The sequence below is a fragment of the Hyphobacterium indicum genome (assembly GCF_003129605.1).
In the GTDB taxonomy this organism is placed as follows: domain Bacteria; phylum Pseudomonadota; class Alphaproteobacteria; order Caulobacterales; family Maricaulaceae; genus Hyphobacterium; species Hyphobacterium indicum.
The window spans coordinates 567482-592079 of record NZ_QBDX01000004.1; the positions used below are offsets into that span (position 1 = coordinate 567482).

Below are 24598 nucleotides of genomic sequence, written 5' to 3' on the forward strand. Positions count from 1 at the left end.
GGCATGACTGAAGCGCTCGCGCCCGGCTCTGTCATCGGCATTCTCGGCGGCGGCCAGCTGGGCCGGATGCTGGCCCTCGCCGGTGCCCGCCTCGGTTTCGACATTCATGTCTTTGATACCCAGGCCAATGGCCCCGCCGCACGGGTTGCCGCGCGCAGCTGGGCGGCGCCCTGGGAGGATGACGGCGCGGTGCAGACCTTTGCCGCCCGCTGCGATGTCCTGACCTTTGAATTCGAGAATATTCCGGCCTCCGCGCTGGCGGCGGCCGAAAGCGCCGCGCCCGTAAGGCCGGGCCGCAAATCCCTGGAATTCACGCAGGACCGGCTCATCGAGAAGCGCTTCATCCGCGACGCCGGCTGCAATACGGTCGATTTTGCGGAGGTCAATTCTGTGGCCGACCTGGAAGCGGCCGTGGCCCGTCTCGGCCGCCCGTCCATTCTCAAGACCCGCCGCTTTGGCTATGACGGCAAGGGGCAAGCCGTCATCCGCGACGGGACGGATCTTTCCGGCGCCTGGGCTTCAATCGGGGAGCAACCTGCCATTCTGGAAGCCTTTGCCCCCTTCAAGCGGGAGCTGTCAGTCGTCGCCGCCCGGGCGGCGGATGGACAGATGGCCGTCTATCCCTTGGCCGAAAATACCCATTCAGGCGGCATCCTCAGAACATCCACAGCCCCGGCCGCTGTCCGGCCGGAAACCGAGGCCCGCGCCATCTCCATTGCCCATGCCATTGGAACCGGCCTTGATCATATAGGCGTCTTCGCGGTCGAACTGTTCGACATGGATGGCGAGCTGGTCGTCAATGAAATTGCTCCCCGGGTGCACAATACCGGTCACTGGACCATGGATGCCTGCATGTGCAGCCAGTTTGAACAGCACATCCGCGCCGTCGCCGGCTGGCCTCTGGGCGGCACGCAACCCCATTCGGCGTGCGAGATGACCAATCTCATTGGCGAGGATGCCGCGCCCTGGAGGGATCTCGCCGCAGATGAAACGGCCTGCCTGCATCTCTATGGCAAGCGCGATGCGCGGCCCGGGCGGAAAATGGGCCATATCAACCGGCTTTCCCCGATTTCGGACTGATACACCCTTGCGCTCTGCATTCCTGCCGGTATGGGAAACACATGACGGTTCAGCGCCCCGATATCTGGCGACAGGAAACTGGCCCCTTTGACATCATCGGGGACATCCATGGCTGCGCGCGTGAACTCGAGAAACTGCTCGAAAAACTGGGATATCACCTCCAGTCCCGCGGTCCGAAAGGCCGCCGGACCACCCGCATCACCCATGAACAGAACCGCAAGGTGGTTCTGGTCGGTGACCTGGTGGACCGCGGCCCGGCCTCCATGGATGTGCTCCGCTTTGCCATGCAGGGCGAAAAAGACGGCACGGTAAGCTGTGTCATCGGCAATCATGACGATAAATTCCTGCGCTGGCTCAAGGGCCGCGAGGTGCGGATCACAAAAAGCCTGCAGACCACGATCGACGAGGCCGATGCGGAGAAACCGAAATTCCTGGAGGATGTCCGCCACTATCTCGAGGCCCTGCCCAGCCATCTGATTCTCGATCACGGGCGGCTGCTCATTGCCCATGCCGGTCTGCCGGAAAAATATCACGGCATTGAAAACCGGGCCTCCCGCACCTTCGCCATGTTCGGGGAAACAACCGGACAGACCGATGATCTTGGCTTTCCGATCCGGCGCGACTGGGCCCGCAATTATCGCGGCGAAGCCACCGTGGTGCATGGTCATGTCGCGGAAAAGAAAGTCCGCCGGAAGAATAATGTCTGGTGCCTCGATACGGGCTGCGTCTACGGCCACAAGCTGACCGCCCTGCGCTGGCCGGAACAGGAAATCGTCCAGATCAGGGCCAAGCGGGACTGGTTCCCGCATCCGCGCTTTCCCTAGGCGCGGCGGCGGCCGCCATATCGCAATCCTGACAGGATCTGCGCCGGATCCGGCAGATCCGCGGTCAGCTTGCGCCAGCTGGCCTTGGCTTTCTCGAACTCCATGACATTCTCGATTCGCCGGTCGAGGAAGGCTTTGGCTTTCATCTTGTCCGGCGTCTCGTCATTCAGCCAGACCGCCAGGCTGGACGTGTAGACGGCCGACAATATGGCGCGCTTGGAATACCAGTTGAAATCGGTCGACGGATCGTTCAGCGCGCGCCAGATGTCATCCGATGTCGCCCAGATCAGTTCCGCCCCCAGGCTTGCGGCATCATGCAGCATCAGCCGCGCCCGTGCCCGGCGCGCCGCTTCCTCATGCGGACCGATCGCGTCCAGCCGCGCCTGCACCGCGAATGTCACCCGCTGCCGGATTTTCATGGATTTGAGGTCCGCGGCCGCCATTGTCTCCCGCATTTGCTGGTCCATCTGTCGGGACCAGTGCGCAATGAGATCGAGCGCCCCGCGCGGCGCCGCCAGCAGGATGGCCCCGGAGCTCAATCCGGCGTCAGTCCCGGCCTGCCGGACCATCTCGTCCGTCCATCCGTCAAACGCCGCATGGCGCAAGGCAGCCTGCAACAGCCGGTCGGGATCGGAAGGGTGTGAATTCTGCTTCATGCCGCTTATGTAGAACACCCGCGCCGCCACGTCGATGTGCATGTCGTCACAGGCGTTTATGGGTGTGGACAGGGTGCGCCAGCTCTGCTAATAGCCGCGCCTCTCGGCAAGAGACCTGCGGTCGTACGAATCTGGTGCGGCTGCGCAACAGATTGACACGAACCCAGGAGAGCGGACCATCGTTCAGATTATTGTGCGCGAGAATAATGTGGAGCAAGCGCTCCGCGCGCTGAAAAAGAAGATGCAGCGGGAAGGCACTTTCCGCGAAATGAAGCGTCGCAATCACTTCGAGAAGCCCTCGGAGAAGCGCGCGCGCCAGAAGGCAGAGGCCATCCGCCGTGCCCGCAAGCTGGCCCGCAAGCGCGCCCAGCGCGAAGGTCTGATTGCAGGACCGAAGCCGCGCCGGCCATAGCCGCAGGTTCAAGCCGATACAGGTTTAAGATCAAACGCCGCGCTTATCCCAGCGCGGCGTTTTCTTATGCATTTCCCGATTTTCCGAATTTCAGCAGACGCTTGATGGAAGAGGCGTTCGCGCGCCCCATCGAGCCCTGCCGGAAGACATAGCTGGCGAGCGAGATGATGGCCGCCGCCGTCACCAGCATGCCGATCGAGGTCGCAATCATCTCGATCAGGGCGGGATCCGTCTGCAACCGCGCCATCATCAGGAAAGGCGTCCAGATCGGCACCCATGAGGCATATTGCAGGAAAAGCGAATCCGGATTCTCGATGGTCGCCATGATGATCACGAACGGCACCATCATGACCAGAATCATCGGGCTCATCAGTGACTGTGCCTCCTGCAGCGTGTCGCAGAGCGAGCCTATGGCCAGATAGACCGTCCCGTACATCAGATAGCCGACCGCAAAATAGCCGATGGCCGGAATCAGCAGGCCGGGATCAAACACCGCCGACAGGATATCGGCGGCTGGCAGGTCCGCGGCCACGGCAAAAGCCTGCAGCCCGGCCAGTCCGCCCGAGCCGATTCCGCCCCAGACGAGCATGAAGGTCGCGGAGACCGCAGCCAGCCCCAGCAGCTTGCCGATCAGGATTTCATGATAGCGGGCCGTCGCCAGAAGGGTTTCGAGGATCTTGTTGCCCTTCTCCTCGATCATCGCCGTCAGCAGCATGTTGGTGACCGAGAAAATCATCATCCACAGGCCGATGGAAAAGGCGATGCCGACAATAAAAGGCAGCCGGTCCGCGAGATTGACCTCGGACGATTCCCGGCCGCGCTCGGGGGAATTCTCGGTGATCCCCGGCGACATCGCATAGATCCGCCCCAGGACCGCTTCGGAAATGCCGGCATCGGCCAGGGCATTGCTGCGCACATGATTGCGGAGCGCATCGCGGGCACTGGTCCGCAAGCCGCCACTGGTCCGGTTGGTACTCCAGTATTCCGCCGTAATGCCGTACTCGCCACCGGGCAGGAACCGCACGGCCGCAAACAGCGGGTGTTGTTCCCCGTCGATGCTGAGCGTCTGTTCGCCGAGCAAATAGGGCCGCAGCCCGTCAATCGTTTCGGCCGGCGGGTCCACCCGCACATAATTGCTGCGAAATTGCGCGGCCGAGATATCGACCGGCACGCCAAGCGCATTCACCGCTTCCGGAAAGCCTTCCAGACCCGGCTCGGCATTGATCGCCGCCTCGATCGCCGGAATGGCATCTGCGCGTCCCGCCGCCTCGGCGACACCGCGCAAGGCTGCGATGGCTTCTTCCTTGGCTCCGTCATTCAGCTCTTCGTCGATCAGCGCTTCAAAGCCGGTACCGGTTTCATCGAGCACAACATAATAACGGGTCGGCTGGGCATTCTCGGCCAGGATGGAGATTCCGATAAAGACCGCCATGATGAAGGGCATCGCCAGCAGTGACAGCCAGAAACCCCAGGTCGCGACATAGGACAGGTATTCGCGGCGGGCCATGAGATAGATAGCACGCATTATACGGTCTCCCGGTTGGACGTCTCGACGAGTTCGACAAAGACATCATGGAGATGGGCCCGCATCGGCTCGAAACGCGCCAGACGCACCCCGCCTTCAACACAGGCTTTCAGCACGTCCTGGGCGTCTGAGCCGGCCGCCAGCTCGATCGTCCAGCCTTTCAGGCCCTCGGGTGCCGGTTGCGCCTCGACAGCGCCCAGCGCGCCGACAATCGGTTTGAGGTCATGATCCGAGGCCGTTTCGATGATGACACGGCGCGGCACCTGCGACAGCGCCTGCGGCACATCCCCGTCAAACACCTTCCGGCCCTTCGAGATCAGGACGATCTGGTCACACAGACGTTCGGCATGTTCCATGACATGGGTCGAGAACAGGATGGTCTTGCCGCGTTTCGCCTCGTCGCGGATCATCTCTTCGAGCATTTTCTGATTGACCGGGTCGAGCCCGGAAAACGGTTCGTCCAGGATGATGAATTCGGGATCGTGGGCCAGCGTGGCGATGATTTGCACCTTCTGCGCCATCCCCTTGGACATTTCCTTGATCTTCTTTTTCGCCTCGTCGCCCAGCCCGAAGCGGTCAAGACCCTCCCGCGCGGCCTTGCGTGCGGCAGGCATGCTCATGCCCTTCATCCGGCCAAAGAAAATGATGACGTCCTCGGCCTTCATTTTCTTGTAGATGCCGCGTTCTTCCGGAAGAAAGCCGACGCGTTGCAATACGGCAGCCTTCGGCGGCTGACCGAAGAGCCGGACCTTGCCGTCATCCGGCTTTATGATGCCCAGCGCGATACGGAGAGAGGTGGTCTTTCCGGCACCGTTGGGGCCGAGAAATCCGGTAATCTGACCGCGATTGACCGCAAGATCGAAACCGGAAACAGCCGTCTGGCCGGAATAGCGCTTGCTGACGCCTTCCAGCGATAAAATTGTCTCGGTCATAACTGTCCCTGTCTGCGCGATTTGCGCCGCACCATAACCGTGCGCGCTTTCAATGAAAGCGGGACCTGCGGCGGGCCTGTCTCTCCCGGTGTCAGGCCCCAGGGTCCTGACCCTAAGCCGCCGGCAGAACGAAATAGAGCAGATCGAGTGGCGGCGGCTCCAGCCCGAATGCCGAGAGCATGTGATGCGCCTGGCCGCGGTGGTGGGTCTGGTGATTGAAGACATGCGTCAGGATCACCGTCCGCGGCAGATGATGCGGATCACCGCGCGTATTGGTGTAATGCGCCTCGCCGTCATAGGCGTCTTGCGGCAATTCAGACACATATCCCTCGATCCGCCGGTCCATGGCTTCCCGCGCCATCCACAATTCGCCCAGTGTTTCAAAAGGCCTGTCCCGCAGATTTGTGTGGGTGGGGCCCTCACCGGTCAGACGGTGCATCCAGATCCGGTCGGCGATCAGGATATGGCTGAGCGTGCCGAACAGGCTGCCGAAGAATGCGCCATTGTTTTCGGTCAGCCGGTCTTCCGGCAACGCTGCAGCGGCATCGTATAAGCGATCATTGGCCCAGGCATTATAGGCCGCAAGGCGCAGAAAGTGATCACGCATTTGTGCTCGACCCTTCCGGTTTGTCATTTGTTTCCCCGCTCACAGTGTTTCAGAAATTGCGTAGAAAAAAGGGGAAGCCGCATGAAATCGATAATTATCGGAACCGCTCTGATCATCGCCGCAACGCCGGTTCTGGCGCAGGATGCGTATGAGCTGGATCCCTCCCACACCCAGGTCGTCTTTTCGGTGGACCGCTTCGGGTTCACGACCATTTTCGGCAGCTTCATGGATGCGGGCGGAACGGTTTTGCTCGATGCCGAAAACCCGGAAAACTCCAGCGTGACGGCTCAGGTCGAAACAGCCTCCGTTTTCCTGGGTCATCCCACCCGGGACCAGCATGTCGCCGGTCAGCACTGGCTCAATGCCGAAGCCAATCCACAGCTGACATTTGACTCAACCCGCGTGTCTGTGACCGGCGAGAACACGGCCGAAGTCACCGGCATGCTGACCCTCTGGGGCGAATCCAGGGAAGTCACTTTTGATGTGACGCTGAACCAGCTTGCCCGCGATCCGGCCACCCAGCGGCAAGCGGCCGGTTTTACCCTGACCGGCATGATTGACCGCAGCGACTGGGGTCACACGACAGCGTCCGCGCTGGTGGGGTCCGAAATCGGTATCCGGATCGAGGCGCTCGCCCACCTGCGTGAAGACGAGTAGCCTCGCGCCCGGCAGCAGTGCTAGAGGGGCGGCATGGCTATTGATCTGACCGCCGCCCGCCAGCGCCTGCTGGACCTGAAAGAGGAATTGCTGGCCCTGTCGCGCAGCGGCCAGGATGACCGCAAGCCGGTGGTGCTGGATCAGCAATCGGTCGGCCGCCTGTCGCGTCTGGATTCCATGCAGGTGCAGGCCATGGCCAGGGCCGCCGATGCGCGCCGCGCCATGGCCATCCGCCAGATAGACGCCGCGCTCATCCGCATGGATGAAGGCGAATATGGCTGGTGCGTGGAGTGTGGTGAGGAAATTGTGCCCAAACGCCTGGACAGCGACCCGGCCGCGCCGCGCTGTTCGGCTTGTGCCTAAGCCACTTTCGCCGCGCCGATATAGTCATACGCCACGATTCTGGGTGTTTTGGGCATATAGCCCGCCTCCAGCTTATCGATGGAAAAACCGCCTTCTGTGATCAGGCGGTCAATCGGCCGGGCCAGATGGCACCCGCCGGCAAAGACTTTCCAGACCGGCTCGATCCGGCTTTGCCATTTGAGGACACCGGCATCGGGGGCCGCACCATGTTCGCAGAAGAGCAGCCGCCCGCCGGGTTTCAAGACCCTTCGGATTTCCGCCATCGCTCCCGCAACATCCGGCAGGGAACACAGCGTGTAGGTCAAAACCACCGTATCCGCTGTCGCCGCTTCAAGAGGCAGGTCTTCGGCGACCGCATCGACCAGCTCGACCGGCAGGGAGTATTGCTGAATTGACCGCGCCGCCTTTTTGCGCAGGCCGGCATTTGGCTCGATTCCAATGACCGCCTTCACCCTGCTCGAATCATAGAGCGGCAGATTCGGAGCCGCTCCCATGCCGATTTCCACGACCACGCCGTCCGCTTCGGGTACGATTTTGGCGCGTTGCTTCATGATCGGCGATTGTTTGCACGCCGTTCCGATCAGATTGGGCAGAATGACACGGTTGTAGAATGACATGAGGTGACGCTAGTCGATGCCGGGAAAGCTCTCAACAAATTCGATCTGTATATCGCCAAAGCTTTCGACAAAGCGGATGGTGAAGTCCGGGAAACTCTCCACAAACTCCCATTCGCCGCAATCATCGGGGAAGCTGTCCACGACTTTCACCTTCAGATCGGGAAAGCTGGTGACCACTTCGACATCAATATCGGCGAAGCTTTCAACGACCTGCACCTCGCCATAAAGCGGGATGCCGTTCCAGGTGCAATCTTCGCTGATATCGAAAGCCGCCAGAGCCAGTAATTCAATCATGGTGCACCTCCCCGGATCACAGGAAGCCACACCTTACATGAATGCACGCTGACCGGTCAGGCCGCCGCTTTCAGCTTTTCGGCGATCTGGCGCGAGATGTTTTCATTGCCGGCGATGATATTGCCGGTCTCCAGCGGATCGCCTGCGCCATCCGCCTCGATATGATAGCCGCCCGCCTCGCGCACCATGATGATTCCGGCGGCGATATCCCAGGCTTTCAGATCCCGTTCCCAGAAGGCATCGAACCGCCCGGCCGCCGTCCACGCCAGATCCAGCGACGCGGCGCCATAACGGCGGATGCCGGCCACGCCCGGCATGATCTGATGCAGCTCTTTCAGGAAACGCGCATGACCGCGCTTTCCGAAATAGGGGGTGCCGGTGGCAATCACGCATTCCGTCAGCTCGCGCCGTCCCGAGACCCGCAAGCGGCGCTCATCCAGCCAGGCCCCATAGCCTTTTTCGGCGTGGAACATGTCGCCATTGACCGGGTTGTAGATCACCCCGGCGACGATCTCGCCGAGCCGTTCCAGCGCGATGGACACGGCAAAATGCGGCTGGCTGTGAATGAAATTCGTCGTCCCGTCCAGCGGATCGACAATCCAGCGATGGGTCTTGTCCGTGCCTTCGACCTCGCCGCGTTCTTCCATCAGGAAGCCATAGCCCGGCCGTGCCGCATCCAGCGCTTCGTAGATGACATCCTCGGCCTTGCGGTCGGCGGCAGACACAAAGTCCGCCGGTCCCTTGCGGGAAACCTGCAGATGTTCCACTTCGCCGAAATCGCGTGCCAGTCCGCGGCCGGCCTTGCGGGCCGCATTCTGCATGACTTCCATGAGGGCGGTGACGCGTCCCACTAGTCAGCCCGCTTCTGATAGCTGCCGTCTTCGGTGGAAATGATCACCCGCTCACCGACGCCGACGAAAGGCGGAACAGAGGTGCGCACACCATTCGACAGCACCGCCGGCTTGTAGGAATTGGCCGCGGTCTGGCCTTTGACCACCGGCTCGGTATCGGCAATTTCCAGCTCGACAAATTGCGGCAGCGTCAGGCCGATGGGCCGGTCCTCGTAGAATTCCAGCACGACGGTCATGCCGTCCGTCAGAAAGGCCGCGGTCTCCTCGCCGACGAAATCCATCTGCAATTCGATCTGCTCGTAATTTTCCTGATCCATGAAGGTCGCCATCGTGTCGTCCTTGAACAGGAACTGGAAGTCCTTCTGCTCCAGACGCACGCGCTCCACCTTGTCGGCGGCGCGAAAACGCTCATTCAGCTTGCGGCCGTCGAGGATGTTCTTCATCTCGACCTGGGCGAAAGCCCCGCCCTTGCCCGGCTTCACGGCATCGGCCTTTACAACCGTCCAGAGCGTATCCTGGTGCTGCAGCACCATGCCCGGCTTCACTTCATTCCCGTTGATCTTCATGGACGATCATCCCGTTCGCTGTCTTCACGATGTCAACCGGCCTCCGCCCGCAACAGGCGGAGGCCGGAAAGTTGCGCGCGTCCTATCAGGCAGCGCGGCGGGCGGCAAGCACTGTCAGCCTAGGGATCGTCGCGGGCCGGCAGGCGGTATCCGCCAAACAGCCAGTCGAACACGTCCTTGACGATGAAGCTGGCCCCGCCCAGCGCCGCAATCGCGGCATCACGGCTCGCCCCGCCTTGCAGAAAGGCGGGTAATTGCGCCTCGATGTCCGGGAAGAACTGCCCCAGAAGCATCACCGCGAGGACCGCTGCGCCCACCCAGGCCAGCGCCAGGATGAAGCCCTTGCGGCGCCCCCGGCGGCGGGCGGTGCCGAAACGGTCCCTTCTGTCCGCCTCGCGCATCACATTGCGCACGGCTTCACGCAGTTCCGGGCTTTCCAGCAGGCGGGTCCCGATCTGGCCGGGCTCGTCTTCGCCGGTCGCTGTGGCGGCCAGTGACAGGACCTGCTGCCCCTGGTGACCGGAGCGCACGCGGCGCGCCATCCGGTCATCGAATCCCGCCAGCAACAGAAGCTCGCGGGCCTGATTGCGTCTGCGGTTGATCATACCCAGGCTCCATTGGCTGAATTGTCAGGAAGATCGGACGTATCGAATGGCGGCGGCGGATCGGTCCAGCCGGCCGCTTCCGGCTTCGGAATCGCGAGCGAGACCGCGCTCATCAGGCGGCGCGACCATCCAAGACCGAAGACGGAGAAGGTCGACAGCTTGCCGTAGAAATGCATGCGCCGGGCCGCATATTCCTCGATCAGGGCTGTGGCGTCGGCGGCAATGACCGCGCCCAGCGTTTGCGGGCCGATAATGCCGTCATCGGTCACGCCGGCGGCCTGTTGCAGGAAAAGCGTCGCGCGGTAGGGCCCGTGATTGACGGCCGCATCAAACAGGATGAATCCCACCCCCTTCGGCATATCGCTGCACCGGCAGGCATCCCAGTATCGCGCCTTGTAGATCTGGGCCGCTTCCTGGAGCGTCAGATGCTGGACATCCTCCCGTGTCACCGGCGTGCCGCGCCATTCGGCCAGCGTGCCGATGGTGATGCCCATATTGGTGGCCCCGCCGGGATCGGACGGATGGTCCACATAGCCGCCTTCAAACTGGAGAATGTGTTCCAGAGCGGTATCAAAATGAGTGGTCATGTCAGCCTCCCCTGTTGTTGTCTGACAGGGCGCAGGCTGGCGGCGGGTCAAGGCATCAAAAGGACCCAATCAGGGTTATCGCGCCCGATATGCGGCAATTTCGGACCGGATCTGTTCAGCTTCTGTTTGGGAAAGATGGTTTTCCAGCTGGGCCTGAAGCCGGGTCCGGTCGGTATTGGCTGACAGCGAGCCATCCATTTCGTATTCGGCCATCAGCGCCCAGTAATAGGACCGCACAAGGTCACGATCGACGCCATCGCCGGTCGCCAGGGCGAGCGCGTAGAGATAGCGGGATTCCGCATCCCCCCCGACCGCGCCCTGCGCAAACCATTCCGCCGCGAGCACCGGATCGGGGGCCCGGTCCGGCCCGCCGGCATGCAGCATCAGGCCATATTGCCCCATGGCGGGCGCAAAGCCGGCCTCTGCCGATTGCCGGATCAGATCGAACGCCAGCGCAGCATCTTCAGCACCGCCTTCGCCGGAATTGGCCATCAGGCCCGCCTGCAGGGCGGCTTCGGCATGATTGGCTTCGGCAGCGCGCAAATACCACTGCCGGGCGGCGGCGGGATTTTGCGGCCCGCGCGCCCAGATATCGTGCATCTGTGCCAGCTGGAACATGGCTTCGGCATTGCCCTGACTGGCCGCCCGCTCAGCCCATTCCATGGCCAGAGGCGCATCCTGCGGCACGGGCGAGGCTTTCAGGATCAGGGCATAGGCCAGCATCGCCTCTATGTTTCCGGCCTGCGCGGCCCGCTGGAAATAATTGCGCGCCTCATTGGGAAGCAGGCTGCCGCGCGACGCCTCGGCCATACGGCCAAGCCGGTAGAGCGCAACGGGTTCGTTCTGATCCGCCGCCCGGCGGTACCAGCGCACGGCCTGCGCATCACTGGCTTCTTCAATCTGTCCGTTTTCGTGCAGCAAACCGGCCAGGGTGGCCGCCCGCGCATGACCCCCGGATGCCGCGCTGCGGGCATGAAGAAAGGCCGTTTCAAATTCCCCGGTCGCATAGGCCAGCTGCGCCTCGTCGAATATCTCCGCCACGCTGCTCTGACCGGATGGCGCGACCGTGACCGGCGTGTCCGCGTCCGCATCCTCGATCGAGAGCGCGTCATTCTGGCGGTCGACATCAATGAGCTGCAATCCCCGCAGGGGCGGCGCGGGCGCGTCATCGCCGGCATCCGCAGGCGTCTCCACAGACGGGGTATCCTCCTGCGCCGCCGCTTGTCCGGTCACAGCCAGAAGGAATAAAAACAGCGCGGCCAATACGCGACAGACCATGGTCAACCTCGTCTACTCGCCCCGCATCAATGCATTGAACGCTATAATGGCTGCGGCCGGTCCGTCCACATGCGACCACACACCCGATGACACGGCCAGGAAATCCGCCCCCGCTTCGATCAGCGGCCGGGCATTGTCCACCGTGATGCCGCCAATGGCCACACAGGGCAGTTCGAACAGGTCCGACCACCATTCCAGAATTTCCGGATCGGCACGGGTTGGCGCGTCCTTGGTCGATGTCGGATTGAAGGCCCCGAAGGCGACATAATCGGCCCCCGCCTCTCCCGCCTGCATCGCCAGATGGCGGGAATTGTGACAGGTCACGCCCAGCATGCGGTTCGGGCCAATGGCCGCGCGCGCCTGTCTGGCCTGCACATCCCCCTGCCCGACATGCACGCCGTCACAGCCCAGCGCCACGGCCAGCTCCGGATCATCATTGAGGATGACGGCCACACCGCGCGATTGCGCCAGACGGATCAGCGGCGGCGCGAGGCGTTTGATTTCTTCCGGAGAGTGATCCTTCAGGCGCAGCTGCAAAGCCGCCACCTCACCGGCATTCAGCGCCCCGGCGAGCGTGTCTTCAAAACCGGCCTCAAGGCGCGGCGGCGTGATCAGATAAAGCTGGCAGGTCATGGAGAGCCCCATAACCCTTTCCCTGGCCCGAAGAAAGCCTGAAGCGAAGCGACTCGCCCGCCACGAGAAAGGGGTTGCGAAACCGTTAAGTGTCAGAGACCTTGACCACCGGGTGGGGAGGACAAGAAGAATGCTGCGTATTCTGAATATGCTGATCCTGGGCGGATTGGCGATCTGGGCGGCCTCTTTCTTTCTGAGCGGTCCGGCTTCAAGCGCCGGCACAATCACACTTTCGATGCAGGAACGGGCCGCCATGGCTGATGAAGCCTGTGCGGCGGCCTGGGCAGCGCTGCCCGGCTTTGGGCCGGTTACGGCGCAGGGCGCGGACGTGCGCGAGGATTATGACGAGGTCTATGCCTGCACCGGCATTGTGCCGCAAGCGGGCGAGGTCCTGCTGGTCGCACGCTATGCCGGCGGGCCACGCGAACACGCTGTCAGCTACCGCATCGACGCGCTCTGCGACGCCACCGGCAAATCCCTGCTGGAAGATGGCGGACGCCTGCCGGAAGCGTGCGAGGGCTAGACGTCTTCGATGATGTTGACGCCGTCCTCGCCGCGGGATTCCCAGAAGAAGCGCTCGATAATGCGTATGCCGCCATCAGAGCGGCGGTGAGCGTGGCCGGCGCCAACGCCGGTCAATCAGCGCAAATTGGCGTCCAGCATGGCGCGATAGGTGCGGATACGCTCGACATAACGGACCGGCTCATGCCCGCGCGCATAGCCGTAGCGGACGGTCGAATAATATTCCGGGCGGGTCAGCAGCGGCAGGACCTGCTCCATCACCTCCCATGAATCCTTGTCGCGGCCCTGGCGCTCGGCCAGCAGGCGGGCATCATAGATATGGCCCATACCGACATTATAGGCAGCCAGCGCGAACCAGATCCGGTCTTCGCCCTCAATGGTCTCGGGCAGGCGGTCATAAAGATCGGCGAGATAGGCCGCACCGCCCTCGACCGACTGCCGGGGATCCAGCCGGTCGGTGACACCGACGCGTTCCGCCGTCGGCAGGGTGAGCATCATCAGGCCACGAACGCCGGTCGGGCTTTCGGCATGCGGGTCCCAGTGCGATTCCTGATAGGCCTGTGCGGCGAGTAATTCCCACTCAAACGGGGTCTCCTCCGCCGCGTCACGGAAGTAACGGCGGAACCGGGGCAGGCGATTTTCGATGCGCCGCACGAAGCGCGCGGTCTCGACATAGTCGAACGCGCCGAAATCCCCGAACCAGTCCTCCTCGATCTCCTCGATCAGACCAAAGGCATGCGCCTCGGCAAACCATTGATCGAGGGCTTCGGCCAGACCGTCTACCCGCCCGGAATGGGCCCAGGCGAGCGTCGATTCTTCCGACAGGTTGAGCGGGGTGATCAGTTCGGGATGCCGCTGGCGCGCAAAGGCGACGATGTGCGAGTCGGCCACCGTGCAATCAATGCGGCCGCGATCGACCGCCTCCAGCAGCGGCAGCGCCGATCCTGCGGGCCGCTCGTCGAATTCAATGCCGGGATGATCCTGCTGCAGGCGCCGCAGGGTCTCCGCATGGGAGGAGTCCGCGACCACGGCAAGACGCAGGCCCGCCAGCTCTTCAAGCGAGCGGGCGCGCTCCCCGCCGCGGCGGCAGACCAGCCGCTCGCGGACATTCTTGTAGGCCGGGCCGAAACTGATCCGCTCCGACCGGACCTCATTGATGGTCAGATTGGCGGCGGCCAGATGGCCTTCGCCATTTTCCAGCGCCTCAATCAACGCGCCGATATCGCGCATCTCGCGAAAGCGGACGCTCAGCCCGTGGTCGCTCGCGAATGCCGATACGAGGTCCACTTCAAAACCGTCCGGCTCGCCATTCCGCCGCTCATAGATGGTCTCACCCGGCAGGGTCAGCACCACCAGCTCGCCGCCGTCAACGACCGCGTTGAACGTCGCGTCCTCATTGGCGGGGCCGGAACACTGGACGAGGAGGAGGGCGCTGACAGCAATGGCCAGACCCGCCCATGTCTGTAACGTCATTCGGGTCATGGCCCTTAAGGGTAGGGCCTCTGGCGGTGGTGTCAAAAAGGACCAGCCATTAGAGGCCTTCGGCGCGCGCCTTGCGCCAGTAGATCAGCGCCAGCACCGTGACGACCAGCGGCACCATCAATCCGTATTCGTCGATCCAGACCCCGGTCTGTTCTGTCTCAAGCGTCAGCGGCGTGTAGATCTTCTGGATAAAGATATTATGCGCCCCGTGGAACATGACGGCGGGCCAAAGGGAGCCCGAACGGAAGGTGTAATACGTCATGATCACCGACATGGCGACGATCATCAAAGTGAAACAGGCCAGCTGAAACAGCGTATTGCCGCCGCCATAGGCGATGATGACCGGATAGTGCCAGACCGCCCATAACAGGCCGCTGACAAGGCAGGTCGCCTCGAACGACATCAACTTGCGGAGCTCCCAGACCAGAAAGCCGCGCCAGCCGATTTCCTCACCCGCAATCGTGCCCAGCGATTTCACGAACTGAACCACCGCCATAAGGACCACCATCAGGGTGATCACCATCCAGGTGGACGCTTCGGGAAGGCCCAGTTGCGCGCGCCAGTCGGCGAGAGTCTCCGGATTGCCCATACCGCCAAAGCCGAACACCCAGATAAGGCCATAGGCGGCCGAGACATAGAAAACCGGGATCAGATAACCGGCCCAATTGGCCTCGCACCCGCCCCAGCGCCAGGGCAATGACGATATATTCCGGCCCCGGAGCTTCAGCGTCACAAACGCCGACAGGGCGGGCATCATCATCAGCGTCCCGACATAGAGCGAGGTCGGCACCAGGCGCACGATCGCAAAATGTGCCACAGCGCTGGATATCGCCAGAATCACCAGAAACAGGCCGAGCGTTGCGAAGGTTGATCGTTTGTCAGTCGCGTGTGTATCCATGGCCTTATTCCTCCTGCGTCTCTGTTCCGGATTGACCGGACCGGTCGCGATATCTATAAATACACAATCAATTGTGCAATTAATTGTGGAATATTTAAGGCATGCAAAACAGCAACATCATGGACACGCATCCGCTGAGCGGGGCCTTCCTGTCGAACAAGCTTCTGCGGCTGGTCGAGACGATCGCGGATCAGGGGGAGGAGCTGCTGAAATCAGATGGCATCCAGATTCCGCCACGCGCCATCTCGACCGTGCTGATGATCGGCGAGTTGAAAGACGTCACTGCGGCGGACATTGCCGGCGCCCTGGATCAGCCGCACCAGCTCGCGTCCCAGCGCGTCGCCCTGCTGATCGAGCTGGGCCTTGTTACAAAGCGGCCCCATGCCACCGACAGCCGCAGAAAGGTTCTGGAGCTCACCGCAGAGGGTCAGGCGCAATACGCCAGAATGATGGATATGCTCGGCCATATCCGGGCGGCCATGGAGGCGCTGTATGAAGAGCTGGGCTGCAATCTGGCCGACATGGCGGTAAAGGCCGTCGACGCCCTGAACGACCGCCCCCTGATCGAGCGCATCGGCAAAAGGCCGGAACGGGCATAATCGCCGGCACAGACTGAATATTGACGCCGCCCTACCCCCTTCCAATTGCGCGGCTTGTCCTGCCAGACCATGCCTCCGGCCTTGCCGCGTCTATTTTCTTTTAATGTTTTAAAACAATGGCAATGGAGAAGGGCCGGTCTCGGCCAACACAGAGCCGCGCTCATCCGCGATATACCCGGTGATGGCATAAACCGTATCGCAGCCGAATGTGCCGGTGGAGGCCGACGTGCTGTCATAATGTGCCAGCGGCGCATCCATGCCCGGACGATGCGGCTCCGACGACCCCCACCGCTCCGAAAACGCAAACAGTTCCGAAAACGCACAAAGTCCGAAGCCTCAAATAGCTCCGTTAGTTATTTCGTTTCATTGTATTAAAACAATAAATCCGAAAATGGTGTGTGTCCCTGTTTTTTATCCCGAAGGTTACAAGGTGTCGAATGGGTCACTATCGCTTGTAGACCACGTCTTCGAAGACGGTTGTTGTTCAACCTATCCGCCGCCCGTCGCGATGTTTATCCAGAAATCGGAAAAGACGATCGGCGAGGCAATGGCCTGAAAGACGACAAAGGCCGCCAACCCAATCCAGCTTGCCGGGTGAACCCTCCGGTATTTCAGAAAATCATAGACCGGCAGCAAAAGGACAAAGGCCAGGTTTCCGATCGGAATCAGGGGGCTGATAATGTTCTCGGGCAAGTGTCCGTAGAACAGGTAAATGCGTCCCAGAATGGTTGCGATAGCCGCGATGGCGGTTTGATACATGAATCTCAAATGCCAGTCGGTGCGTCTCCGCATCCCAATCGCGAGGCAGAGAAACAGGACGAATGCTGGCGTTGAATGAAACAGACGGAATCCGCCGCCCACGACATTGGAAAAATCATCCGCAGACGTGGGAAGCACGTCCAATTGCAAGGCAACACCGCTGATGACATTGCCTATTGCGACCAGCAAAGCGAGATATCCGACACGCTTGTGCCAGTGAACATTCCCGCTAACGATCAGCCAGGGCTGAACCACGAATATTGCCGTCCACATAAGTGCAAATATGGCGTGCGGGTGCATCCACGGACTTGGAGGCGCATAGGAACCGGAGACCAGGGGCACAAAATATCGAGGTGCGAACGCCAGAACTGCCAGGAGCAGCAACACGATACCCGTATTGCGCATGAAACGGGCATCTGCCGTAATATTCACCATGATCGCTTCCCCCATCTGCACCTTACGGCAGTACACCTTCCGGGCAAGCGCACAATTGCTGGCGAATGCGCAATCGGTCGCATTCCATAGGCCAGGCCTCAGCGGGGCCTATCAGACTTCCGATATTCCGGCGTCACTGAAAATGAATCAGGGCTTCTAAACCCGAAGCCTCACAGCGTGCCCGCCATGCGCGGCCTGGTGCGCTCCTGGCACACGGGCATCCATCGGAGAGGGCGGAGCCGCGCGGCCCCCCTTATCCCCGGCGGCCCTGTTCCGCTTACACTCCCTGCCCGCATTCGGGCCCGCGCGCCCGGGCAGGCCCGTTGCGCCGTTTCCGGAAATTACGGGGATAAACCCGGAAAACCGGAGTCAGCTGGAGACTCACCGGAGTCCGGCCGGGGCCAGAATTGGAGCCATGACATGACCGGAATCGCTTTGCCAGACACGCTTATCCGCCCGTCAGCGCCCCGGAATTGGAGTCGGAGTTGTAGTAGGAGACAAAACGCCGATTCCGGTTTTATCCCCGCAATTTCCAACACTCCGGCCAATCCGCCGGCGGGCGAGCTGGCGGGCGTGGCATCAGCCCTGTTTTTCCAATTCGGGCGTCCATTCGCCGATCGACGCCAGGCCATTCATCCGGGCCCGGTGATTGAAAGCTTTCTGCCCGGCGGCAACATCCTTGCCCTTCCACGCTTTCAGCGGGGCCGCTTGCAAAGCGCGGCCATAGGAGAAAGTCAGCGCCCACGGCAGGTCATAGGCCGCATTCATGGCATTGAGGTGCGCGGTCGCGTCCTCGTCCGACTGACCGCCCGAGAGGAAGGCAATTCCCGGCACCGCCGACGGCACGCAATTGGCCAGACACTGGACGGTCAGATCAGCCACATCCTCGACACTGGCCTGATCCGGACATTTCTTTCCGGGCACGATCATGTTCGGCTTCAGGATGGTGCCTTCCAGCTGCACGCCCTGGGCATAGAGCTCCTCATAGAGCTTTTTCAGCCCGTATTCGGTGACTTCATAGCAGCGCTCGATGGAGTGATCGCCATCCATCAGGACTTCCGGCTCGACAATCGGCACAATGCCCGCTTCCTGGCACAGGGCGGCATAGCGGGCGAGCGCGTGCATGTTCACATCCACGCAATAGGGCGAGGGCATGCTGTCATCGCCCTCGCGGCCCATTTCGATCACGGCGCGCCACTTCGCAAAGCGCGCACCCAGCTCATGATATTCATTCAGGCGGTCCCGCAGGCCATCCAGGCCCTCGGTGATCTTCTCACCCGGGGCACCAGCCAGATCCTTGGCGCCCATATCGACCTTGATACCCGGAACCGCGCCGGCATCGGAAATCAGCTTCGCCAGCGGCGTGCCGTCAGCCGCTTTCTGGCGCAGCGTCTCGTCATAGAGAATGACGCCGGAGATATGCTCATTCATCGCCGGCTGCGTGCGGAACAGCATTTCTCGCCAGTCGCGGCGGCTGTCCTCGGTCGAGGTCAGGCCGATCGTGTCAAAGCGCTTCTTGATCGTGCCGGTGGATTCATCCGCCGCCAGAATGCCCTTGCCGTGCGCCACCATCTGAATGGCAATGTCGTTGAGTTGTTCGAGATCCATCGTCTTGTCCCCAGCAGATCGGTATGTGTGAAAAGTCTAGCGTTAATCGGTGACCGCTTCCACGCCCGGCAAGGCCTTGCCTTCCATCCATTCAAGGAAAGCGCCACCCGCAGTGGAAACAAAGGTGAAATCACCCGCCGCACCCGCCTGATTGAGCGCCGCGACGGTATCGCCGCCGCCGGCGACCGCAATCAACTTGTTCGCACGGGCGCGCTGGCCAACATATTTGGCGACCTCGACAGTGGACGTATTGAAAGGCGGTGTTTCAAAGGCCCCCAGCGGGCCATTCCAGATCAGGGTCCGGCAGGTATCAATCGTATCGGCAAGCGCATCCACGGTCGCCGGTCCGCAATCGAGCGCCATCATGCCAGCCGGAATGTCATCCACCGGGACCGTCACCGTGTCCGGATTGGCGGCAAACTCCCGCGCACAGACCAGATCGACCGGCAGGATCATCTCGCAGCCATGTTTGCGGGCGGCCTCCAGAATGGCGCGGGCGGTATCGGCGAACTCCGCTTCATAGAGGCTCTTTCCGACATCATGACCTTGCGCCGCCAGGAAGGTATTGGCCATCGCCCCGCCGACAAACAACCGGTCGACCTTGCTGACGAGGTTTTCCAGAAGGTCGATCTTGGTCGAGACCTTGGCCCCGCCGACAAGCGCGATGACCGGACGGCGGGGATCTTTCAGCGCCTGCGAAAGATGGTCGAGCTCCCGCTGCAGGGCATGCCCGGCATAGGCCGGCAGATACGCCGCCACGCCCGCCGTCGAGCCATGCGCCCGATGGGCGGCCGAGAATGCATCATTCACATAGATATCACCGAGCTTCGCCAGGGCCGCGGCAAATTCGGGATCATTCTTTTCCTCACCGGCATGAAAGCGGGTGTTTTCCAGCAGCAGCACACCGCCCGGCTTGAGGGCTTCGACAGCCGCCTCGGCCACAGGGCCGATGCAGTCTTCGGCAAACTCGACGGGCGCGGCGATCATATCCGCCAGCGGCGCAACCACCGGCATCAACGAGGCGTTCGCCACGCGCTGGCCTTTCGGTCGGCCGAAATGCGCCAGCAGGACAATTTTCGCACCGGCCGATTTCAGATAGCTGATCGTCGGCATCGCCGCCATCAGCCGGGTCGCATCCGTGACCACGCCATCCTTCATCGGCACATTGAAATCAACACGGACCAGAACCCGCTTGTCTTTCACGTCCGCGTCTTCGATCCGGCGCAATCCCATCACAAATCCCTTGTATTCGGCAGCTTAGAGGAACCGGCCCATGGCCACGGCCGTATCGATCATGCGGCAAGCAAAGCCCCACTCATTATCATACCATGTCATGACCCGCGCGAGACGGCCATCGATCACATTGGTCTTGTCAATGGCAACGATCGAGGAACGATTGTCATGATTATAGTCGATCGAGACCAGCGGAATGTCATCATAACCGAGAATACCCTTCATCGGGCCATCGGCGGCGGCGCGAATGGCGGCGTTGATCTCTTCGGCATTCGTTTCCTTCGAAGGCACAAAAACCAGATCAATCAGGGAGACATTCGGGGTCGGCACGCGAACCGCTGCCCCGTCCAGCTTGCCCGCCAGTTCCGGCAGCACCAGTCCGACGGCTTTGGCCGCGCCGGTCGAGGTCGGCACCATGGACATCGCCGCCGCCCGGGCACGATGCAGGTCCTTGTGGTTCCGGTCCAGCGTCGGCTGGTCGCCGGTATAGGCATGGATCGTGGTGACATGGCCGCGCTCGATACCGACCGCGTCGTTCAGTACCTTCGCGACCGGCGCGAGACCATTCGTGGTGCAGGAGGCATTCGAAACCACCAAATCGCCGGCGGCCAGTTGATCATGGTTCACACCATAGACAATGGTCTTGTCGGCATTCTTGGCCGGCGCCGAGCACAGCACTTTCTTGGCACCTGAGCCTTCGATGTGCGCCATCGAGGCTTCCTTGGAATTGAATTTCCCCGTGCATTCCAGGACCAGATCAACGCCCATATCGCCCCAGGGCAATTGCGACGGATCGCGGTTCGAGACTTTCTGGATCTTGCCGAACCCGGCATCAATCCAGTCATCGCCGACGGTAATCTTTCCCGGATAGCGGCCATGCACGCTGTCATAGGTCAGCAGGTGAGCATTGGTTTCCGGGGTCGAGGAATCATTGATGGCAACCACCTCGATTTCGTCCCAGCGCTTTTCTTCCAGAACCGCGCGCAATGCCAGACGGCCGATGCGGCCAAATCCCGTAATAGCAACCCGAACAGCCATGCAAAATTCCTCTCGAGCAGGTAGGTGCGAGCCCCGCAGGCCCGCCTGAAACAGAGTCGCGCGCCGTTTAGCCGCTCTTAAACGCGACGTCCACTCATACCCATCATTTCAAGGCATCTTTCCAGCGACTCCTGCCAGTCCGGCAGGGTGATACCATAGACCGCCTGCGCTTTGGACAGATCAAGGCGCGTATCACCCGGACGGCGCGCGCGCGTTGGATAGGCGCTTGTGGGAATACCGGTCACAGGCGTGGAGAGCCCCGCCCCCGAAATCGACGCTTCCGCGAGATCTTTCCAGCTCGCCTCGCCGGAATTGGCGACATGCAACAATCCGCCTGCCGCCCCGCCGCGTAAATGCTCCACCAGTTCCAGCAAGGCGTCGGCCAGCGCATGGGCTTCGGTCGGGCGGCCGATCTGGTCATCAACCACATTCAGGGCATCGCGCCCGGCTGCCAGCTGCAACATGGTACGCACAAAGTTGGTGCCTTCATGAGCATAGACCCAACTCGTCCGGACAATCAGCGCATCCGGATTCACCCCCATCACGGCTTGCTCGCCGTCAGCCTTTGTCTGACCGTAAATGTTCAGCGGGGCGGTCGCGGCGGTCTCCGCGTAGGGCGCACCACCCAATCCGTTGAAGACATAATCGGTCGAGAGATGAAGGAAGGGGATGCCGCGCGCTCCGGCAGCCCGCGCCAAGACGGCCGGAGCGGTTTCGTTCAGGGCCCGCGCGGCCTCAATATCATCCTCGGCCCGGTCTACGGCGGTATAGGCGGCCGCATTGATGATGGCGTCAGGCGATATCTGGCCGATGATATCGGCAATACCGGTCGGATGCGCGAGATCAATCTGTGGCCGGCCGATACGGACAACTTCGTGAGCCCCGGCCTCCCGCGCCAACGCTCTGGCCACCTGCCCCGTCGAACCGATCACCAGAATCTTCATGACTTGTACTCGAACAGCTTTGGCATCTCCGCCAGTTTTGGTGCATCGCGATCCTTCTTCGACACCACCGCATTTTCTGTATCCAACGGCCAGCGAATGCCGATCGCAGGGTCATTCCAGAAAATACCGCCATCGTGCTCGGCGGAATACGGATTATCGACCTTGTAGGCGATTTCGCTCTCCGGCTCGATCGTGGCAAATCCGTGCGCAAAGCCGCGAGGCACCCAGAGCTGCAATCCGTTTTCCTCCGTCAGACTGGCCCCGGCCCATTGCCCGAAGGTGGGCGAACCATGCCGGATATCGACAATCACATCATAAATGGCGCCGCGTGGGCACCTCACGAGTTTCGCTTGTGCCCTGGGCGGGGCTTGAAAATGAAGGCCGCGCACCGTGCCCGCAGCACTGGATCGCGAGGCGTTATCCTGCACAAAATCGGTATTGATGCCAGTAAGAGACTGAAACCGCTCTGCATTCCAGACCTCTTCGAACCAGCCTCTCTCATCGCCGAACCGCCGGGGCTCGATCAGAAACGCATCCTCGAAAGGTCCGAAACGTTCAAATTCTGGCAAATTGGGGCTCCTGCTCGCAAGCAACGGGATATATACTATCTGCGCGTCTAGAGCAGCAAAGCCTTGTCATCAGAGCTTCACCTTGCGACAAGGCTGACCAATCCGGAATTCATTATTACAGCGCAGGTGTTCATTATGAAGGTGATCGTTCTCGGTGGCGACGGTTTTTGCGGTTGGCCAACCGCCCTCCACCTTTCCAATCTCGGCCATGATGTGGTCATCGTCGACAATCTGTCGCGCCGCAAGATCGACATCGAGCTGGAAGTCGACAGCCTGACACCCATCCAGCCCATGAGTGTTCGTCTCGCCGCCTGGAAAGAAGTTTCGGGAAAGGATATCCGCTTTGTCGATCTGAATGTTGGCAAGGATTATCAGGAACTGCTCGACCTCATCCTCAAGGAAAAGCCCGACTCCATTGTTCATTTTGCCGAACAGCGTGCCGCGCCCTATTCGATGAAATCGGCCAAGCACAAGCGTTACACGGTCGACAATAATCTGAACGCCACCAATGACGTTCTCGCCGCCATCGTCGATTCCGGCCTCGACATCCACCTCGTTCATCTCGGCACCATGGGGGTTTATGGATACGGCACGGCTGGAATGAAGATTCCCGAAGGCTATCTCAATGTGAAGATCGAGACGCCACAGGGCCTGATCGACACCGAAATCCTCTACCCGGCCAATCCGGGGTCCATCTATCACATGACCAAGACGCAGGATGCCCTCTTCTTCCACTTCTACAACAAGAATGACGGAATGAAGATCACCGACCTGCATCAGGGGATCGTATGGGGAACACAGACTGAGGAGACCCGCAAGGACGAGCGGCTGATCAACCGCTTCGACTATGATGGCGACTATGGCACCGTGCTGAACCGCTTCCTGATGCAGGCTGCGATCGGGCACCCGCTGACGGTTCATGGCACCGGTGGCCAGACCCGCGCCTTCATCCACATCCAGGACACTGTGCATTGCATCGAGCTGGCACTGAAAAACCGTCCGAAAACCGGTGATAGGGTGCACATCATGAACCAGATGACCGAAACGCACCGGGTCAGAGAGCTGGCCGACATGATCGCCAATCTGACCGGTGCAGAGATTGCCAATCTGCCCAATCCTCGCAATGAAGCCGACGAGAACGACCTTCATGTGGAGAATGCCACTTTCCTGAAACTCGGCCTCAATCCGATCACGCTGGAAGCCGGTTTGATGGACGAAGTCACGGGAATTGCACGTAAATACAAGGATCGCTGCGATCTGTCGAAAGTGCCGTCCGTTTCCTACTGGAACAAGGACCGCGAAGCCGCGCAGAAAGACGCCAAGCTGAAAGCGGTATCCTAAAGCGCACCCTGACGCGGCCAGCCCGGATCATTCGGGCTGCCATGCCCGCGCTCGGGATAGCAGAAGGCAATCGCCGCTTCTGTTTGCGTGCCGGTGGGGCTGAGGCCGCAAAAATCGATCAGCTGTTCGACAAAGCGCTCCGGCCGGACCAGTGATTTTTCATAGCTGACGAGTGCAGCCGGAAGCGTGCAACGCTCCAGATAATTGCGGCAAAGCTGATAGAGCGTCAGCGTTTCTTCCATTGCCGTCAGAAGCGGTTTCTGCGTCAGTAAATGCACCCGCTCTGCCGCCGCCTGCGGATCCCGGAAAACACATATCAGCCGGGGTGCCGGCAGCAAATCCTGCACCTGCGCCGCATAAAGGACGCCGTGCGGATCTTTCCAGCCCCAGGCCGTGCCGGCTGCTGCCCGCCTTTCGATCAGCGGCCGCATCCGTGACAGGGCCGTCCGGAAAGCTCCGCTGTGCGGATCCGCCAATTCCGTAACACTGCCCCGGGCTTCCTGAATATCAAGATCCTCATTATTCCCGACACCTTGCCGCGCGCCCATATCGGCACCCAGAATCCGCAGGGCCCCTGCCACCATTGATGTGCCGCCACGCGGCGCGCCGAAAACGAAAATGCCCCGGCCTTCACCTTCCGGCGGCCCGGTCAACACATGTAGCGGTTCGGAACGTTCATACAT

The 24598-nt window shown here is 61.2% G+C and carries 30 protein-coding genes; 8 read left to right on the plus strand and 22 right to left on the minus strand.

The genetic code is table 11. The annotated features are described in order from the left end of the window. Window positions 1-3 precede the first annotated feature (3 nt). Both DBR16_RS10740 and DBR16_RS10745 read left to right on the plus strand, forming a co-directional pair. A complete protein-coding gene (locus tag DBR16_RS10740) occupies window positions 4-1080 on the plus strand; it encodes a 5-(carboxyamino)imidazole ribonucleotide synthase (protein WP_109261250.1) in 1077 nt (358 codons plus the stop codon). A 41-nt stretch (window positions 1081-1121) separates the two neighbouring features. Continuing rightward, a complete protein-coding gene (locus DBR16_RS10745) occupies window positions 1122-1904 on the plus strand; it encodes a metallophosphoesterase (protein ID WP_109261251.1) in 783 nt (260 codons plus the stop codon). On the opposite strand, the gene DBR16_RS10750 is transcribed toward DBR16_RS10745, so the two are convergent. Then, window positions 1901-2602, minus strand: coding sequence for a COQ9 family protein (locus tag DBR16_RS10750; RefSeq protein ID WP_233347754.1), 702 nt, complete (start codon window positions 2600-2602; stop codon window positions 1901-1903). The two genes, DBR16_RS10745 and DBR16_RS10750, sit on opposite strands and share 4 nt — an antisense overlap. Window positions 2603-2711: 109 nt before the next feature. On the opposite strand from DBR16_RS10750, the gene rpsU reads away from it, so the two are divergent. Beyond that, entirely contained in the window at window positions 2712-2972 is a 261-nt protein-coding gene (gene rpsU / locus DBR16_RS10755; RefSeq protein ID WP_109261252.1) for a 30S ribosomal protein S21, read from the plus strand. Between the two features lie 64 nt (window positions 2973-3036). Here the strand turns inward: rpsU and DBR16_RS10760 are convergent, their stop codons facing one another. The 3 genes from DBR16_RS10760 to DBR16_RS10770 all read right to left on the minus strand — a co-directional run bounded on the left by DBR16_RS10760 (window position 3037) and on the right by DBR16_RS10770 (window position 6036). Continuing rightward, complete coding sequence (locus DBR16_RS10760) at window positions 3037-4497, minus strand: ABC transporter permease (RefSeq protein WP_109261253.1); 1461 nt, start codon at window positions 4495-4497, stop codon at window positions 3037-3039. After that, window positions 4497-5429, minus strand: coding sequence for an ABC transporter ATP-binding protein (locus DBR16_RS10765; RefSeq protein WP_109261254.1), 933 nt, complete (start codon window positions 5427-5429; stop codon window positions 4497-4499). The genes DBR16_RS10760 and DBR16_RS10765 overlap by 1 nt, the downstream gene beginning before the upstream one ends. 112 nt (window positions 5430-5541) lie before the next feature. After that, a complete protein-coding gene (locus DBR16_RS10770; RefSeq protein ID WP_109261255.1) occupies window positions 5542-6036 on the minus strand; it encodes a DinB family protein in 495 nt (164 codons plus the stop codon). Window positions 6037-6117: 81 nt separating this feature from the next. Here DBR16_RS10770 and DBR16_RS10775 point away from each other — a divergent pair, with 81 nt between their 5' ends. Further along, a complete protein-coding gene (locus DBR16_RS10775) occupies window positions 6118-6693 on the plus strand; it encodes a YceI family protein (RefSeq protein ID WP_109261256.1) in 576 nt (191 codons plus the stop codon). 33 nt (window positions 6694-6726) lie between these two features. Continuing rightward, window positions 6727-7056 carry a TraR/DksA family transcriptional regulator gene (locus DBR16_RS10780; RefSeq protein WP_109261257.1) on the plus strand — a complete coding sequence of 110 codons (330 nt, stop codon included), beginning with the start codon at window positions 6727-6729 and terminating at the stop codon, window positions 7054-7056. Here the strand turns inward: DBR16_RS10780 and DBR16_RS10785 are convergent. The 8 genes from DBR16_RS10785 to thiE form a co-directional block, all read right to left on the minus strand. Continuing rightward, a complete protein-coding gene (locus DBR16_RS10785) occupies window positions 7053-7673 on the minus strand; it encodes a class I SAM-dependent methyltransferase (protein WP_109261258.1) in 621 nt (206 codons plus the stop codon). The two genes, DBR16_RS10780 and DBR16_RS10785, sit on opposite strands and share 4 nt — an antisense overlap. Window positions 7674-7682: 9 nt before the next feature. Further along, a complete protein-coding gene (locus tag DBR16_RS10790) occupies window positions 7683-7967 on the minus strand; it encodes a hypothetical protein (RefSeq protein WP_109261259.1) in 285 nt (94 codons plus the stop codon). Window positions 7968-8023: 56 nt separating this feature from the next. Beyond that, window positions 8024-8797 (minus strand): inositol monophosphatase family protein, encoded by a 774-nt coding sequence (locus DBR16_RS10795; protein WP_109261844.1) that lies wholly within the window; start codon window positions 8795-8797, stop codon window positions 8024-8026. 20 nt (window positions 8798-8817) lie between these two features. Further along, window positions 8818-9384, minus strand: coding sequence for an elongation factor P (gene efp / locus DBR16_RS10800; RefSeq protein ID WP_109261260.1), 567 nt, complete (start codon window positions 9382-9384; stop codon window positions 8818-8820). A 119-nt stretch (window positions 9385-9503) separates the two neighbouring features. Beyond that, window positions 9504-9989 carry a hypothetical protein gene (locus tag DBR16_RS10805; protein WP_109261261.1) on the minus strand — a complete coding sequence of 162 codons (486 nt, stop codon included), beginning with the start codon at window positions 9987-9989 and terminating at the stop codon, window positions 9504-9506. Beyond that, complete coding sequence (locus DBR16_RS10810; RefSeq protein WP_109261262.1) at window positions 9986-10576, minus strand: glycoside hydrolase family 108 protein; 591 nt, start codon at window positions 10574-10576, stop codon at window positions 9986-9988. Before DBR16_RS10810 ends, DBR16_RS10805 begins: the two co-directional genes overlap by 4 nt. A 75-nt stretch (window positions 10577-10651) precedes the next feature. Then, entirely contained in the window at window positions 10652-11854 is a 1203-nt protein-coding gene (locus DBR16_RS10815; RefSeq protein WP_109261263.1) for a tetratricopeptide repeat protein, read from the minus strand. A 12-nt stretch (window positions 11855-11866) separates the two neighbouring features. Then, window positions 11867-12487, minus strand: a complete 621-nt coding sequence (gene thiE, locus DBR16_RS10820) for a thiamine phosphate synthase (RefSeq protein ID WP_109261845.1) — start codon at window positions 12485-12487, stop codon at window positions 11867-11869. Between the two features lie 130 nt (window positions 12488-12617). On the opposite strand from thiE, the gene DBR16_RS10825 reads away from it, so the two are divergent. After that, window positions 12618-13010 carry a hypothetical protein gene (locus tag DBR16_RS10825; RefSeq protein WP_109261264.1) on the plus strand — a complete coding sequence of 131 codons (393 nt, stop codon included), beginning with the start codon at window positions 12618-12620 and terminating at the stop codon, window positions 13008-13010. Window positions 13011-13126: 116 nt separating this feature from the next. On the opposite strand, the gene mltF is transcribed toward DBR16_RS10825, so the two are convergent. Both mltF and DBR16_RS10835 read right to left on the minus strand, forming a co-directional pair. Next, complete coding sequence (gene mltF / locus DBR16_RS10830; RefSeq protein WP_233347758.1) at window positions 13127-14482, minus strand: membrane-bound lytic murein transglycosylase MltF; 1356 nt, start codon at window positions 14480-14482, stop codon at window positions 13127-13129. Between the two features lie 58 nt (window positions 14483-14540). Further along, window positions 14541-15389 carry a CPBP family intramembrane glutamic endopeptidase gene (locus DBR16_RS10835; protein WP_109261266.1) on the minus strand — a complete coding sequence of 283 codons (849 nt, stop codon included), beginning with the start codon at window positions 15387-15389 and terminating at the stop codon, window positions 14541-14543. Between the two features lie 101 nt (window positions 15390-15490). Here DBR16_RS10835 and DBR16_RS10840 point away from each other — a divergent pair, with 101 nt between their 5' ends. Continuing rightward, window positions 15491-15988: a MarR family winged helix-turn-helix transcriptional regulator gene (locus DBR16_RS10840; protein ID WP_109261267.1), complete on the plus strand. Its 498-nt coding sequence runs from the start codon at window positions 15491-15493 to the stop codon at window positions 15986-15988. Window positions 15989-16096: 108 nt separating this feature from the next. Here DBR16_RS10840 and DBR16_RS14020 read toward each other — a convergent pair whose 3' ends face one another. From DBR16_RS14020 to rfbC, 7 genes are all read right to left on the minus strand, one after another. Continuing rightward, window positions 16097-16246 carry a hypothetical protein gene (locus DBR16_RS14020; protein ID WP_161539483.1) on the minus strand — a complete coding sequence of 50 codons (150 nt, stop codon included), beginning with the start codon at window positions 16244-16246 and terminating at the stop codon, window positions 16097-16099. 231 nt (window positions 16247-16477) lie between these two features. After that, window positions 16478-17182 carry a hypothetical protein gene (locus DBR16_RS10845; RefSeq protein WP_109261268.1) on the minus strand — a complete coding sequence of 235 codons (705 nt, stop codon included), beginning with the start codon at window positions 17180-17182 and terminating at the stop codon, window positions 16478-16480. A gap of 579 nt (window positions 17183-17761) precedes the next feature. Continuing rightward, entirely contained in the window at window positions 17762-18790 is a 1029-nt protein-coding gene (locus tag DBR16_RS10850; protein ID WP_109261269.1) for a class I fructose-bisphosphate aldolase, read from the minus strand. Window positions 18791-18832: 42 nt separating this feature from the next. Beyond that, window positions 18833-20023 carry a phosphoglycerate kinase gene (locus DBR16_RS10855; RefSeq protein WP_109261270.1) on the minus strand — a complete coding sequence of 397 codons (1191 nt, stop codon included), beginning with the start codon at window positions 20021-20023 and terminating at the stop codon, window positions 18833-18835. 24 nt (window positions 20024-20047) lie between these two features. Further along, window positions 20048-21061 (minus strand): type I glyceraldehyde-3-phosphate dehydrogenase, encoded by a 1014-nt coding sequence (gene gap, locus DBR16_RS10860; RefSeq protein ID WP_109261271.1) that lies wholly within the window; start codon window positions 21059-21061, stop codon window positions 20048-20050. A 77-nt stretch (window positions 21062-21138) separates the two neighbouring features. Then, a complete protein-coding gene (rfbD, locus tag DBR16_RS10865) occupies window positions 21139-22005 on the minus strand; it encodes a dTDP-4-dehydrorhamnose reductase (RefSeq protein WP_109261272.1) in 867 nt (288 codons plus the stop codon). Further along, entirely contained in the window at window positions 22002-22574 is a 573-nt protein-coding gene (gene rfbC / locus DBR16_RS10870) for a dTDP-4-dehydrorhamnose 3,5-epimerase (RefSeq protein WP_109261273.1), read from the minus strand. Before rfbC ends, rfbD begins: the two co-directional genes overlap by 4 nt. A 135-nt stretch (window positions 22575-22709) precedes the next feature. Between rfbC and DBR16_RS10875 the strand changes: the two genes are divergently transcribed. Further along, window positions 22710-23915 (plus strand): NAD-dependent epimerase/dehydratase family protein, encoded by a 1206-nt coding sequence (locus DBR16_RS10875; RefSeq protein ID WP_109261846.1) that lies wholly within the window; start codon window positions 22710-22712, stop codon window positions 23913-23915. On the opposite strand, the gene DBR16_RS10880 is transcribed toward DBR16_RS10875, so the two are convergent. After that, window positions 23912-24598, minus strand: a complete 687-nt coding sequence (locus tag DBR16_RS10880; protein ID WP_109261274.1) for a sulfotransferase — start codon at window positions 24596-24598, stop codon at window positions 23912-23914. The genes DBR16_RS10875 and DBR16_RS10880 overlap by 4 nt on opposite strands.